Here is a 15,054-nt window from a genome sequence, read left to right as displayed (position 1 = left end):
CGGTGCTGCGTGGTGGAGCTCTCTTTTTATTGTAGATGCTCTCTTCGCTCACGGATACTGAAGCTTCTCGTCAGAAAATGAACGATTCTGCGAAATGAACTATGAACAAAATGAACGAACCATGAAATGAACAGACATTCACACACATCCGTTCACAAATATTGATATCGTGCATAGGCTACACCTAGTGAACAATCCAGCGAAAGTTGAACTTTCTGTAGAGAAAACAGGCAAAACAGCCTGTCCAGCATTGATGTAAACGCATACATAATATATAATTCAAGATACTCTTGCTCTTCTGCTCATCCATATATGAAGCCTAAAGTATGTATATGAAGTTCTATGTTGTTCACCCAAAACAGGAGGTCCGAGGGGGAAGAAGAATGCGTAAACGTTCGGAGGACAGTCAGAAGGTCTTCACACGGATTCTGATCGGCATTATTATCAGTACGGTCGCTACCTTGCTTGTGGCTTCTTCTATTTTGTATGTCAACTATAATCGGATTGCGCTTCGCCAGGTGTATCGTACAGATATGAACAGTCTTACTCAAACCAGCCGTGAAGTGGCCAAAATGACGGAGACTGCGAAATCATTGTCATATCAGATTTATCAGGACTACACCATCTCTTCATTACTACTTTATTCCAAACCAAATATTTATGAGATCACATCGGCGATGGAGCAACTCGACAACTACCGCATGTCCCTTCCCTTTATTGAATCCATCTATGTATTTAACTCTAAAAGTAATGAATTCTTCATCAGTTCCAACGAAGTACGCAATGGGCAGCAATCCAGCTCAGAGATCGACGATCAGGGGATTTCAAGCATTCTCCAACGCTTCCATGACTATAAACCCTTTGTGCCCATCCCGCGTACCTATCAAGTCGGCTCTACTGAAGCAACAGAGGTTAACAGCTACACCTACCTCTGTTATGACACGATCAATGACAACGCGAAGCTAAACTATGCTGTCATCGTTAATATCAAGGATGATTGGCTCAGTCCAAATATGAATGCTGTGGATCAACCAGGCAAGACCTTTATCGTGAATGAGAATGGGGATCTTTTATCTGACTTTGGTGACCGTGCATTGATGAAAAATCTCTCCAGCGAAGCTTTTATGCAGCCGATTATGCAGGATACGCAGCAGTCCGCTTACTTCACCGAGAAGGTCGATGGGGAAAAATCACTCATTACGTACACCGCTCCCGATGACTTAGGCTGGCGTTATGTGAGAATAACACCGTATGATCTGATTACCTCAGATATACGGAGTATGCGCACACATACCGTTCTATTTTGTGTTGGACTTCTCATCGCGGGTTTACTGCTCTCCTACCTTGTGTCCCGAAAACTGTATCATCCGATTGATAAGGTGCTCGTTCGATTGCGTGTCATGGAAGCAGAGCGACGTGGCAGTCTTCATTTGTTACGGCAGGATTTTCTACGAGGGGCCCTGCAGGGCCGCGAAACAGTAACCGGAGGTATGCTGGAAGAACGGATGAAGTTCTATGGTTCCTCCATTGATGTTCAGCGTGCATCCAGACTGGTATTGCTGCGTATTGACCATTTTACCGAATTCTGTGAAACGTATCGTGATGAGACCCAGCTTGTAAAATACGCCATGATGAACATATGCACCGAGACAGCCGATCTCCACTACAATGCGGAAGCTGTGGACATGGGCGGTGATCTGATCACACTCATTTTCAATGAAAAAGCGGAAAGCTATGAACTTGGGCAATCTGCTCATAACCGGATCGAAGAGCTGCTACGTATGATGCAGGCTGCTGTAATGACACATTTGAAATGCTCCTTCTCCTGTACGATCGGCACGGAAGAAGATTCTTTGGAAGACAGTATTGCATCCTATACCAGATCAGCCGAAGCCTCACTTCATCGTTTGTTCATGGGACCGGGCTGTCTGATCTATACCTCTGACATCATGGCTTATCACACCAAGGAGTACGCATTCCCGGCTGGTAAGGAAAGACAACTTGTCGATTACCTGATGACAGGCAAGACAAAAGAAGCCAAACAAGTCTATGCAGACATTGTCGGCGAGACCGCCGCATACCCTTTTACCGTGTTCCAGCTAGCCTTATCCCATCTGACAATGACACTGAATCATGTACGAAATACCCTTAAGAAGAATAATCAGCTCACACTCGATTCAGCCTCAGATGGTCTAATGCTGCCTGTCAAAGACGCTGAGGACATCAGTGAGGTACATGAACACTTCTATCGGATGTTTCATGAGCTTGGCTCCAAAGTTGAGGAGAAACGTACACTGAAGCATGAAGAGTTGATTCGTAAAATCAATGGCATTATTGAGCGGGACTATGCGGACCCCAATCTCTGTCTAACTTCCATTGCAGATGAGTTGGGCATGTCGCCCATCTATGTGAGCAGGCTCTACAAACAGCTCACCCTGAAAGGGCTCACGGACGTGATTAACGAAACCCGCATAGCCAAGGCGCAGCATCTGCTGGTGGAGACAGAGAACTCCGTTGCCGATATTGCCGAAAGGACCGGATTCACCAACAGTTCATACTTCTATCGCATGTTCAAAAAGTTCAACGGCGTCACACCGAACGATTATCGCCGCAAAGAGTTCCATTCAGAGAACTTTTGAAATCATCCCAGACTTGAGTTTATGGAGTATAGCACATCGATTGTTAATGCAAAAAAAGAGCGACCTATGAGAATGAAACCATTCACCTCATGTGTCGCTCTTCTTTAATGAGTTTAAGTTAGATTTTATTCCTGTTCCTGATCTTCACCAGACTCATCAGAAGCTTCACGAACTTTATACTTGTCCAAACGTGTCTGCTGATACTCACGCAAGGCCTCTTCACCCACAATCACTTCAACCCGGTGAATGTTCATACCTTTACCCATGAATTTCTGCTCGTACTCCGTCATCACATGTTCTTCGTTCAATCCATCACGGTGCAGATTCAAAGACAGGTTTGTCATTTGCAGGCCAAAATCAGAAATGGCGTTGAGTGAGAAATCAAACAGCGTCTCCGAATCGGTTTTAAAATGAATCTGTCCTTTGGGATTAAGCAATTCCGTGTATTTCTTCAGGAAGCGCGGGTGCGTCAACCGACGACGTGCATGCTTGGCTTTTGGCCAAGGATCGCTGAAGTTCAAATAAATGCGTTCCAGTTCTTCCGGTTCAAAAACTTCCTCGATCTGTTCGATGTTCGCCAGCGCAAGCTTCAGGTTCGGAGGCGTCTCCACATCAGCCTGACTCCACGCATTACGAGCTTTCTCACTGGCACGACGCACCAGTTCATCATACATATCAATACCGATGAAATTAAATTCCGGATATTTATAACTCATTTGGCTGATAAATTGACCTTTACCCATACCAAATTCCACGAAGATCGGATGGTCATTGCCAAACAGTTCAGACCATTTTCCTTTGTGCTGCTTGGGGTCCAGTACAACAAGATCGACTTGCTGCTCCAGATTTTCTCTTATCCCTTTTCTGCCACGTAAACGCATTTTATTCCTCCGTTTGTCCCATACTTGTCTCAGACTTATTTTGCCGAAGAACTGGCAAATTGTAAAGAGCAATGAAAAGGGAATCTTCGGATCTGCCACTTTGGGCAAATCTCAAAGATTCCCTCTTCGATTTATTTGGAATTGGGGTCCAACTACTTTAGTAGTTCATAGTCTACCTTATCTTGGTGTGAAAAATCAAATGTCTTTTCGAAAGCATCGCGAACTTTTTGTCTTGCAGCCGCTTTCACTTTCGGATTTCCATTAAAACGAACACCTGTTAAAGCCAGCGCTTCTTCTGCCGTCAGTTCTACAGACACATGATTCAACTGATTGTTTTTAACTTGGGAATTCATTCATATCACCTCACGGTATAGTATGGTCCATGACGTCAACATTGATGCAAATGCTATGATGAATAGTACCCATTAGATGGTGTCTGACGCTGATTTAAATATAACACAAGGTGTAAACTATAGCAAGGAGAAAACCTTGATTTCACGGCCTATTTTTGCGTTTCGATTCCCTTTTTTTTCAGTTTTTTGATACAATGATAAAAGTTCATGAAGACACCTATAATCGCTATCGATCGTCTATGACGGAAATCGCATAGCGCTTCTTCTTTTGTTCACGTATGATTACTGTAATTAGACAGCCAAAGGAGTACCCTGAAGATGAATGCACCTGCATTACAGTCCCCTCTGTTGTGGGGAGATAAACGATTCCATACCTGGAATTATGAGATGCGAGACCAATTTAACAATAAGGTGTTCAAAGTGATGCTGGATGCCGGATTCACCTGTCCGAACCGGGATGGTTCCATCGCCAAAGGTGGTTGCACCTTCTGCAGTGCGCGTGGATCAGGCGATTTTGCTGGCAGCAGACGTGAAGATCTGGTCACCCAGTTCAATACGATTCGAGATAAACAGCACCTAAAGTGGCCTACAGCCCATTATATTGGCTACTTCCAAGCCTATACGAACACGTATGCTCCAGTTGAGGAGCTGCGCGAATATTTTGAAGAAATTCTACAGCAGCCCGGTGTTGTTGGGTTATCAATTGCCACTCGACCGGACTGTTTGCCAGATGACGTTGTTGATTATTTGGCTGAACTGAACGAACGCACCTATCTGTGGGTTGAGATGGGCCTTCAAACGATCCATGATTCCACATCAACATTGATTAATCGGGCGCACGACACGAAGTGTTACGAAGAAGCGGTTGAGAAACTCCGCAAACGGAATATACGTGTGTGTACACATATCATATATGGTCTGCCTCAAGAGACACACGAGATGATGCTGGACACCGGACGTGCAGTCGCCAATATGGATGTGCAGGGCATCAAGATTCACCTGCTGCATCTGATGCGCAAAACGCCGATGGTGAAGCAATATGAAGCCGGACTTCTACGTTTTCTGGAACAGGACGAGTACATCAAGCTGATCGTAGATACACTGGAGATGCTTCCACCGGAAATGATCGTACACCGTCTTACAGGCGACGCTCCTCGTAATTTGCTGATTGGACCGATGTGGTCTCTGAACAAATGGGAAGTGTTGAATTCCATTGATCGTGAGCTGCTAGAGCGGGACTCATGGCAAGGTAAGTATTGGAGGCGTTCATAGATGGGCTTTCTCTCGGTTCTCAGCTGTGCTCATCAGTGGATTGCTTCCCGTTTGCAGCCAGGTGATCTGGCCATAGATGCAACGGTTGGCACAGGAGCAGACACACTATTTTTGGCACAACAAGTCGGCAGACGTGGTCAAGTCATTGGATTCGATGTTCAAAGTGAAGCCCTCACGCTGGCACAGGCCCGTATTCGGAAACAAAACGACGAAGCCAAGCTTGGCTCCATCTCCATGCTTCAACTAAGCCATGATCGAATGGCAGAAGCGGTTCCTGAGTCATGGGTGGGTGCAGTTAGTGCGGTCATGTTCAATCTGGGATATCTGCCTTCAGAAAGTGCAGATTCCTCCATCATCACCGAGACAGACAGCACAATTGCTGCACTTGAGGCTGCACTGGCATTATTACGTCCTCGCGGAATTATTACGGTTGTGCTCTACCCCGGTCATGACGGAGGGTCACAGGAAGCGGAAGCCGTATTGGAATGGTCCTCTGCCCTGCCGGTAGAACAGGCACAGGTTGTGATGTATCGCCAGTTGCAGCGAGAAACCTCGCCTTTTCTGATCGGAATCGAGAAAAAATAATTTCCTTTCTACACCAAATACAATAAACTAGACACAATCGCGAGGAGAGCCAATCTCGGCATTCTCTTTTATTCGTTCATGCAGCGTTCATGCGATCTGTGTTCTACATAAACATATGCAAACGTATTCACTTGTTTGTTCATGGCGACTACATGCCCATGACTGATTAAAGCGATCCACCATTTCATATACTAGAGGAGAGATTACTGATGTCTACGCCATATCCATTACAATTCCAACCTGAATTCAAAGAACGTGTGTGGGGCGGTCGTGCTCTGGAGCAATTCGGCCTTACGCCCCCTGAAGGACATATCGGAGAAGGATGGATGATTGCGGATCATCCCAACGGTACAACCAAGGTATTAAATGGAGCCCTGGCTGGGAAGGGTCTGGATGAAGTTCGTGAACAACTGGGCACCGAATGGCTTGGAACTAAAGGCGTTTCCGAAAAAGGCGGCCGTTTCCCCCTTCTGATTAAGTTGCTTGACTGCAACGATGATCTGTCCGTTCAGGTTCATCCAACAGACGAGTATGAGGCACTTCCTCCTGGCGAGCTTGGCAAAACAGAAATGTGGTATGTACTCGACGCAAAACCGGGCGCACATATCATCTATGGCTTGAATGACGGCGTGGATCGTGCAACTTTAAAAGAAGCATTGGAGAACGGTACAGTGATGGATACCCTCCGTCAGGTGCCTGTTGAGGCGGGAGATACGTTCTTTATCCCTGCGGGAACAGTACATGCACTCTGTGCAGGTGTGGTAGTCGCTGAGATCCAGCAAAACTCGGATACGACGTACCGGATATACGATTACAATCGTCCAGGCCTGGATGGCAAACCACGTGAGTTGCATGTTGAAGACTCATTGAATGTCACCGCCTATGAGGGCGCAGGTGCCTCAACGATGAAAACAAATAACGCCACTCCCGGTGAATGGCTCAAGCTTGCGGAATGCCCTTATTTTGTGGTGGAAAAAGGGATTGTAACTGAACGTTGGGAACTCTCTACAAGTCCTGACAGCTTCACGATTCTCGTAGTCTGTGAAGGCGCCGGAACACTCTCTTGGGCTCATGCTGAATCAGACAACATTGAATTGAAGGCTGGACAATGTTATCTCTTGCCAGCCAATCTGGGTTCTTATACATTAGATGGGAATACGACTGTTCTTCGCTCTTATCTGCCATAAATCAAGCTTATATGTAACCTGAGAAGGAGGAATTACACGAGATGCAGGAATCTACCTTTGCCTTGGTCGGTAGTGAAGGTACCCGTATTCATGTGTACCGCTGGCTTCCCGATCCGGAATGTAACGTTAAGGGCGTAGTACAAATTGCACATGGCATGGGTGAGACTGCGGCCCGATACGCCGAATTCGCCGAATTTCTCACCAGACACGGCTACGCGGTCTATGCCAATGACCATCGGGGTCATGGCAAAACTGTCGAGAATCCCAATCTGCTTGGCAATGCTGGTATCGATGCCTTCCGCTGGATGGCGAGTGATATGATTAATCTGGGCGAAGTTGCCGCCAAAGAGAACCCTGGGGTGCCCCTGTTTCTAATGGGACACAGTATGGGCTCGTTCTTGGTACAGCATCTCATGTACGCTGGTCATGAGCAGTACCATGCCTTTATTTTATCCGGAACGAATGGCAGACGCGGTCTCCTACGGTTGGGGGAGAAACTGGCTTTCTTGCAGTGTGGCATTCAGGGGGCCAGTCATCCCAGCATGCTGCTCAACGCGATCGTATTTGGTGGATTCAATCGCTCTTTTCGCCCTGCGACGACACCGTTTGATTGGCTGTCACGGGATTCGCAAGAAGTTCAACGGTTCATTGATGATCCCCTGTGCGGAGCGGTCTGTACAGCAGGCTTTTTCCGCGACTTCTTCAAATTACTGCTTGAAGTCCATCTCCCACACAATATGGAGCGCATCCCCAAACATAAACCCGTATATCTGTTCTCAGGCGAGAAAGACCCTGTTGGACTTCATGGCAAAGGTGTTCTTAATCTGGTCTCCCAGTATAAGAAGCTTCACTTGGAGAATATTGAGTATCACCTGTATCCGGGTGGACGCCACGAAATGTTGCATGAGACAAACCGGGCCGAAGTGGCCCAGCACGTTCTGAACTGGCTGGAGCGGAATACACCTGACTCTAGTGAATACCACCGTGCAGTGAGCCCTGCTGCAATATCTGAATCTATGTAAGTAGTCATTCCATAACAAATAAAACGAAACACAAGAAGCCCCTGAATTGGATGTACAGCTTACGCTGCGCTCCAGTTCAGGGGCTTTCTCGTTAAACGATATGAATAATAGCTAGGTTATAACTTATGGATTAACCTTCAATTAACAGCGATTCCGGGTCTTCAAGCAGTTCTTTCACGGTCACAAGGAAACGTACCGCTTCACTACCGTCGATAATCCGGTGATCGTAGGACAACGCGATGTACATCATTGGACGGTTCTCCATCCGTTCTGCATCAATCGCCACTGGACGAAGCTGAATCTTATGCATCCCCAGAATACCCACTTGAGGTGTATTCAGAATTGGCGTAGACAACAAGGAACCGAATGTTCCACCATTGGTGATGGTGAACGTTCCACCTTGTAGATCAGATAACGCCAGCGTGTTGGAACGGGCTTTGGATGCCAGGTCTGCAATGCTCTTCTCGATCTCGGCAAAGCCCAGACGATCGGCATCACGTACAACTGGTACAACGAGTCCTTCCTTCGCAGATACGGCGATGCCGATATCATAATACTTTTTGAGAACAACATCTTCACCATCAATCTCTGCGTTGATTGTAGGGAATTTTTTCAAAGCTCCCACAACCGCTTTGGTGAAGAAGGACATGAAGCCCAGGTTGATCTCATGTTTCTCTTTGAACTTGTCCTTACGGCGTTTACGTACATCCATGATCGCAGTCATATCAACTTCATTAAACGTAGTCAGCATGGCCGCTGTCTGCTGAGCCTCTACCAGACGTTTGGCAATGGTCGCACGGCGGCGAGACATCCGCTGACGCTCCACTGGTTTGGTATAGGTGGAGCTTCCAGCTGCCGGAGCACTTGGTGCTGCTGGAGCTTTACTCGCAGGTGGAGCAGCAGGAGCAGGCGCCTGATTGTTATGGCTCTTCACATCATCCTGGTATACCCGTCCAATCGGATCTTTGCTCTGAACCTGATCCAGCTCGATACCACGTTCACGTGCAAGCTTGCGGGCGGACGGCGAAGCTGTCTTGGCGCTATCAGATGAGTCCGGCGCTGCGGCAACAGGTGCCGATGGTGTTGGAGCTTCAGGTGCAGGTGCAGCAGCCTTTTTCTCTTCCGTTGCTGTCGGTTCGGAAGCGGGTGCACCGCTTCCTCCTCCCGATCCAGCGGAGAGTGTACCGATCGTTTCACCGATCTCTACCGTCTCTCCTTCCTGACGAATGATTTTCTCCAGCACACCACTTTCTTCTGCGCTGATCTCAATATTTACTTTATCCGTTTCCAGTTCAAGAAGCACATCTCCCTGATTAACGGGTTCTCCTTCTTTGACCATCCATCTGGATACAGTTCCCTCAGTTATAGACTCACCCATTGCAGGTACTTTAATTTCACTCACAGCTGTTACCTCCCCAGTGGAATATTATTCTTCGTCGTTTGCTTCAACGCAGATGTAATAATGTGTTGTTGTTCCATACTATGCACAAGCTGATAACCGCTGGAAGGACTTGCGTGTTCCGGGCGACCTTCGTATCTAACGGTTGTGCCTTCCGGGGCGACTTCACGAAGACGAGGCTCCATGTATGTCCAGGCACCCATGTTTTTGTTCTCTTCCTGTACCCATACTAACTCTTTTACATTACTGAAACGTGCGAGTACACGTTTGATCTCTTCTGCCGGGAACGGATACAACTGTTCCACACGGATAATGTGAAGCCATGACCGATCTGCTTTATCTTTTTCAATAGCATCATCCAGGTCGATGGCAATCTTGCCACTGCACAAAATAATTCGCTCTACACGATCCGGCTGTGTCCCCAGTCCAGCTTGCTCCAGTACAAGCTCAAACTTGCCTTCACTGAATTCGACTGCCGGTGATGCAACACGCGGATTACGAATGAGACTTTTCGGTGACATCATCACAAGTGGACGAGCATCTTCCGTTTCAGTCAACGAGGCTTGACGACGCAACAAGTGGAAGTACTGGGAAGCACTCGACAAGTTGGCAACCGTCATATTGTCTTCTGCACACAGTTGGAGGAAGCGTTCCAGACGAGCACTTGTATGCTCCGGTCCCTGACCCTCATTCGCATGTGGCAACAACATCACCAGACTGGACTTCTGAGACCACTTGGCACGGCCCGCTGATACAAACTGGTCAAATATAACCTGTGCACAGTTGGCAAAGTCTCCAAATTGAGCTTCCCAAATGACCAATGTATCTGGTGAATATACGTTATAGCCGTATTCGAATCCAACGACGGATTCTTCGGACAACGGACTGTTATAGATCGCAAAAGATGCTTTTGCCTGTGGCAAGTGATGCAACGGACAGAACTTTGCTCCGTTCTCCGAGTCATGCAGTACCAGATTCCGATGAGCGAATGTAGCACGCTCGGCATCCTGTCCACTGATCCGAATCGGTTTGCCATCTGCCAGAATGGTTGCAAATGCGAGTGTCTCCGCAAGGCTCCAATCCACTTTTTCCCCTTCATTCAGGGAAGTGCTCCGGCGCTGCAAAATCCGCTGTAACTTCGGATACACATTGAAATTCTCAGGCCATTTCAGCAGATCGGCATTAATGCTGCGCAGATTCTCAAGCGGTACCGCAGTAGGCGTAATTGTAACAGCTTCCGGCTCGCTGATTTTCCGCTGGTAATATTCATGTACTTCATTTTTCTTCATCTGGTCATAAGCTTCTTTTAATTTGTTCATTACTCCATCGCGAATGCTCGTAATGGAAGCATCATCAATAACGGATTCCTGCTTCAACTGATCCTGATACAAGTGACTTACCGTTGGATGGTTCTTCACCTTGTCATAGACGATAGGCTGCGTCGTTTCGGGATCATCGGTCTCATTATGGCCGTAACGACGGTAACCGATCAAGTCGATCAGGAAATCCTTTTTGAAACGATTACGATACTCTGCTGCCATGCGAATGGCTGCAATACAAGCTTCCGGATTGTCCGCATTCACGTGTACAATCGGAATTTCGTACCCTTTAGCAAGGTCACTTGCGTAGTACGTTGAACGGGAATCACTGCTATCTGTAGTGAAACCCAGACGGTTGTTGACGATAATATGAATGGTTCCGCCATTTTGATAACCTGGCAAGGCCTTGAAGTTGAGCGTCTCCGCAACGATCCCTTCTCCAGGGAATGCTGCGTCACCATGCATCAAAATAGTAGCTGCCTTCGTCACGTCCTGCTTCGGATATCCTGGGTCACGACGGTCATCCTGAGCCGCACGTGCAAACCCTTGTACAACCGGATTAACGTATTCCAGATGGCTCGGGTTATTTGCCAGAGTAAGGCGTGCCTGTACAGTTTCCCCATCTTTTACAAAACGGTTGGCACCCATATGATATTTGACATCCCCCGTCCAACCGTAGTTGATTCCAGTCGAACCTTCCGATGGAACCAAATCTTTGTTCGGAGCATGATGAAATTCAGAGAAAATTTTGCTGTACGGTTTGCCCAAAACATGAGCCAGTACATTTAACCGTCCACGGTGGGCCATACCCATCAGAATGTGGCTTGATCCGGCTTCTGCCATGATGCGAACAGCTTCATCCAGCATCGGTACAAGCACATCGTTACCTTCGATGGAGAAACGTTTCTGCCCAACAAATGTTTTGTGAAGATAATCTTCAAATTGCTCAACTTCAACCAAACGTTCCAGCAAAGCCTTACGTTCTTTCGGCGTAAGTGGAGCCGGTGATGTCCGGGATTCCGCACGACGATTCAGCCACTCACGCTCTTGAACTTCGTGCACATGACTGAATTCATAGGCCATGGGTCCAGTGTATATCTGACGCAAGCGTTGGATTGCATCCCATCCGGTTGCTGTCTGCCCATCTGCACCTTCCCAGATCAGGGAAGCAGGCAAAGCTTTCAGATCTTCTTCGTTTAATTCAAAATGCTGAGGTTCCAGCAAAGATGTGTCTGTATCTTCACTGATTCCAAGCGGATCTATATCTGCAGCAAGATGACCATAGGTACGGATGTTCCATACCAGTTTACCCGCTGTAACCGCTTTCTGTAATAGTTGAATGTCTACGCTTCCGGAAGCCGATTGGGCGTTGCCGGAATTCAAGGTTGTGCGTGCATCCCTGCCAGACATCGGCGGTGCACCCCATTGTTCAAATAGTTCACGATAAGCCGGTGTAACCGAACCAGGGTCTTGAGTGAATAATTCATATTGTTCCTGTACGTATCCCATATTGGGGCCATAGTAACTTTCCCAGGGCTTCTTGTTGCCTTCCACGATCGTCATCGACGTTCCCTCCGTCTTGATTTAGTCATAAGTTTTTGACGGAAATCATTGACTAAGCCGTAATTTGCGTTCGTTCAACATTTTAAGCGAAATTTTTCATGAAGTCCAATAATCGTGCTGTTGGTGGTAGTAACGTTAGTCCGACGCTCCCGTCAAGGTTTGTCTGCGTTTTCAAAATCAAAGTAAAACAATGATTGTATATACCGTCGCACAGATGTCGAATACTGTCCTGATCCGTTCGAAGGTTACACTTTCTCCTCTTCTTCAAGTGAAGTCCATGTTCTAATATCTATTCTATAAACTTTTACGCTCAGGAGCATTTCCTATTTTTAGTTCAATTGATGCATAAATTAGATGAATCGAATAAATCGATCAATTTGAGTAGAACAACGAACGCTTAATTACAACCAAATAGGCATACGTTCTCCCATTTTACCTCCTTAATTGAATTGTGGTCCATTATGTGCAAAAACAAACCGTCAAGTTAAACATTAACCATTTGACGTCACATTCAACAAATAATTGGGGTTTTCTTCAGGAGACCCGCAGCAAAAAGCAGGCCCAGACATGAATTATCCGAGCAGCTTCTTTGGATTCAGCAAATTTAAGTTAACAATAAAGTTGAGGATGCGCATCAAGATGTACTTTGGTTAATCATATACTCTGCAAACGGCGTTAAGGAAAGATCTCTAATCTGCTCCAGTGTAAACCAATCCGCGCCCAGCGAATCTTCGCCATCGGGTTCTTTTTTGATATGATCCGGTTGACTGGCTGTGGTCAAAACAACATCATACAACATCCCGATATGGTGCAGCTCTTCCGGCTCACCTTGATACACCCATTCCAGTACCGTAGACTCCGCAGAACAAATCATCACTTGTAGATGGGTCAGGCCCGTCTCTTCTTCAAACTCACGATGAAGAGCAGTCTCTGGCTGCTCGCCAAATTCCAGCCTTCCGCCTGGTAAATCCCATTGCCCCTGATATGCTCCGCGGGCCTTATGAATCAATAGAAATCGGTCCTCCCAAGCGACCAAGCCATATACCCCAATATGTGTATACCGATTCACTTAAGGGCTCTTCCTTTCGTTTTCATCCTCTGTAACAGCATCCAGATCTATGGCCATACGGATCATATCCACACAGCGGATACCGTCCTCTATAATCTCTTCCTCATAATGCCTCACAAAGAAGTCACGATCAACCCCGATAATGCGAAAACCGCAACGTTGGTATAACTTCAATTGATGAAAGCTCGAGTTGCCCGTCCCGATCTCGAGAATCCGGCAGCCCAATCTACGTGCAGCTTCCATCGCTTCCTTAATCATGTGTTTGCCTACACCTTGTCCCTGCAGTTCTTCCTGTACGGCAATATTAACAATCTCCGCAGTCTCTGGACGAGTCTTCAACAATACGAACTCCCCAACCATCTCTCCTTCATATTCGGCAATAAAACAAACACCCCGACTCAGGTACTCATCCACAATTGCTTTTGAAGGATCAGCCATCAATAAAAGTTCGTAGGGTCTCTCTTCTTCCCAGTCCAAAATCCGGAACGACAATTTCATGCCAATCTCCACCTTTTCATCGTACAATATTCATTTACGTCCTGTTTGCAGAAGCCTATGTATGGCAAATCCACAAATATATCATTCTTCATTTCAACAAACTAGTTTACTCAATCTATTAATCACACACTATTACCCACAGACTAGTCATCTCCTATAAAAATAGTAAACTTCATTATATCATAATATTTGGATATAAATATATAGATATGGATGATACATTATGAGGCATTCTTTTTATCCTAACCCAAGCTTAAATGCTCATGGATTAATTTCCATTCCCCATCAAGCCCAGCAACAAACACATTCGTGGCCCGACCCTTTCCATAAGCAGGTTCTCCCTGATAAATTCCCTTCCAGTGGTAGGTATAAATACATACTGCCTGATCTTTGCTAGTCGTAATCCACTTAACATCTTCAGCACTGTACACTTCTTCCTTGACTGTTTCCCAAGCGTTCTCAAAATAAGCCCGAATTTCGTTAGGGGTAGTACAGGTCGTTTCCGTAAACCAATATACGGCATGTGGCGATAACCATTTACTGACTTCATCAAACTGATGTGTATTCGTCGCCGCAATGTATCCTTGCAGGGCATGCTGGTATCCCATGATTTTTTTTCCTCCTTCTGACGTTTTAGCTTATCGGATCTCACTCTGTTCAAGAACCGAATCGCTATACACCATAAATGTCTCTTGAAGCGTACGTCCAGATGACTTCTCCCAGATCACGCTCCGCTCAAAGGTACCCGCCTGGAAAAAACGCGGGAGACGTTCAGCGAACCAATCCTGCATAGGCAGCTCAGACACCTGCTTCATTGGCACCCATAACAGTTCGCCTTCGGGCGGATCTTGCAATAACTCGCCCTCGAATGAAGTCGCTAGATAGTTGAATACCATATACCTCAATCCTTGTTCGGGATCACAGAACTCATCAAGTCCTTTATATGTAATCTCATTCACCGCCAGCCCTGTCTCCTCCAGAACCTCCCGCACAGCACCATCCACGATACTCTCTGGAAAATCTACCTTCCCCCCAGGAGCGATGTATCCCGGAAAACCTTTGCGATCCGGCCGATTCATCAATAACACCTGATCATTCTTTTTGTCCCAGACCATACACATCGTTAATATCTCTATTCTGGTAGTCATATTTGCCCTCCCGCTAAGTGCTTTTCTAAGTTGTACACTAACATTTCTGGGAATAACCTGTGTTTTCCTTCTTTATTCCCACTCTGATTCATCGGTATTTTCACTGTTCTCGCAGTATC

13 protein-coding genes are annotated in these 15,054 nt (G+C 46.5%); 5 read left to right on the top strand and 8 right to left on the bottom strand.

Annotation, left to right across the window (positions count from 1 at the left end):
* Window positions 1-383 precede the first annotated feature (383 nt).
* Entirely contained in the window at window positions 384-2,639 is a 2,256-nt protein-coding gene (locus tag AC1S8V_RS08720) for an AraC family transcriptional regulator (protein ID WP_482073301.1), read from the top strand.
* A gap of 125 nt (window positions 2,640-2,764) precedes the next feature.
* Here AC1S8V_RS08720 and trmB read toward each other — a convergent pair whose 3' ends face one another.
* Both trmB and AC1S8V_RS08710 read right to left on the bottom strand, forming a co-directional pair.
* The gene (gene trmB / locus AC1S8V_RS08715) at window positions 2,765-3,520 is read right to left on the bottom strand and encodes a tRNA (guanosine(46)-N7)-methyltransferase TrmB (RefSeq protein WP_482073300.1); all 756 of its coding nucleotides are present in this window, start codon (window positions 3,518-3,520) and stop codon (window positions 2,765-2,767) included.
* 152 nt (window positions 3,521-3,672) lie between these two features.
* A complete protein-coding gene (locus AC1S8V_RS08710; protein ID WP_482073299.1) occupies window positions 3,673-3,873 on the bottom strand; it encodes a hypothetical protein in 201 nt (66 codons plus the stop codon).
* A gap of 318 nt (window positions 3,874-4,191) precedes the next feature.
* Here AC1S8V_RS08710 and mnmL point away from each other — a divergent pair, with 318 nt between their 5' ends.
* The 4 genes from mnmL (at window position 4,192) to AC1S8V_RS08690 (ending at window position 7,939) form a co-directional block, all read left to right on the top strand.
* Window positions 4,192-5,145, top strand: a complete 954-nt coding sequence (gene mnmL, locus AC1S8V_RS08705) for a tRNA modification radical SAM protein MnmL/YtqA (RefSeq protein WP_482073298.1) — start codon at window positions 4,192-4,194, stop codon at window positions 5,143-5,145.
* Window positions 5,146-5,730 carry a tRNA 5-(aminomethyl)-2-thiouridylate-methyltransferase MnmM gene (gene mnmM / locus AC1S8V_RS08700; RefSeq protein WP_482073297.1) on the top strand — a complete coding sequence of 195 codons (585 nt, stop codon included), beginning with the start codon at window positions 5,146-5,148 and terminating at the stop codon, window positions 5,728-5,730.
* Between the two features lie 209 nt (window positions 5,731-5,939).
* Window positions 5,940-6,917 carry a type I phosphomannose isomerase catalytic subunit gene (locus AC1S8V_RS08695; protein WP_482073296.1) on the top strand — a complete coding sequence of 326 codons (978 nt, stop codon included), beginning with the start codon at window positions 5,940-5,942 and terminating at the stop codon, window positions 6,915-6,917.
* Between the two features lie 41 nt (window positions 6,918-6,958).
* Window positions 6,959-7,939: an alpha/beta fold hydrolase gene (locus AC1S8V_RS08690; protein WP_482073295.1), complete on the top strand. Its 981-nt coding sequence runs from the start codon at window positions 6,959-6,961 to the stop codon at window positions 7,937-7,939.
* Window positions 7,940-8,069: 130 nt separating this feature from the next.
* Here the strand turns inward: AC1S8V_RS08690 and odhB are convergent, their stop codons facing one another.
* The 6 genes from odhB to AC1S8V_RS08660 form a co-directional block, all read right to left on the bottom strand.
* Window positions 8,070-9,341 (bottom strand): 2-oxoglutarate dehydrogenase complex dihydrolipoyllysine-residue succinyltransferase, encoded by a 1,272-nt coding sequence (odhB, locus tag AC1S8V_RS08685; RefSeq protein ID WP_482073294.1) that lies wholly within the window; start codon window positions 9,339-9,341, stop codon window positions 8,070-8,072.
* A gap of 5 nt (window positions 9,342-9,346) precedes the next feature.
* Window positions 9,347-12,220, bottom strand: a complete 2,874-nt coding sequence (locus AC1S8V_RS08680; protein ID WP_482073293.1) for a 2-oxoglutarate dehydrogenase E1 component — start codon at window positions 12,218-12,220, stop codon at window positions 9,347-9,349.
* A 634-nt stretch (window positions 12,221-12,854) separates the two neighbouring features.
* A complete protein-coding gene (locus tag AC1S8V_RS08675; protein WP_482073292.1) occupies window positions 12,855-13,289 on the bottom strand; it encodes an NUDIX domain-containing protein in 435 nt (144 codons plus the stop codon).
* On the bottom strand, window positions 13,290-13,787 hold the full coding sequence (locus tag AC1S8V_RS08670; protein ID WP_036610208.1) for a GNAT family N-acetyltransferase: 498 nt from the start codon (window positions 13,785-13,787) through the stop codon (window positions 13,290-13,292). It lies immediately after the preceding gene.
* A 242-nt stretch (window positions 13,788-14,029) separates the two neighbouring features.
* On the bottom strand, window positions 14,030-14,395 hold the full coding sequence (locus AC1S8V_RS08665; RefSeq protein ID WP_482073291.1) for a YybH family protein: 366 nt from the start codon (window positions 14,393-14,395) through the stop codon (window positions 14,030-14,032).
* Window positions 14,396-14,425: 30 nt separating this feature from the next.
* Entirely contained in the window at window positions 14,426-14,935 is a 510-nt protein-coding gene (locus AC1S8V_RS08660; RefSeq protein ID WP_482073290.1) for an NUDIX domain-containing protein, read from the bottom strand.
* Between the last annotated feature and the right edge of the window lie 119 nt (window positions 14,936-15,054).

The organism is Paenibacillus sp. B46(2026) (assembly GCF_056786355.1).
The sequence above is the reverse complement of the archived record's forward strand: the minus strand, read 5'-3'. Positions and strand labels throughout refer to the sequence as shown.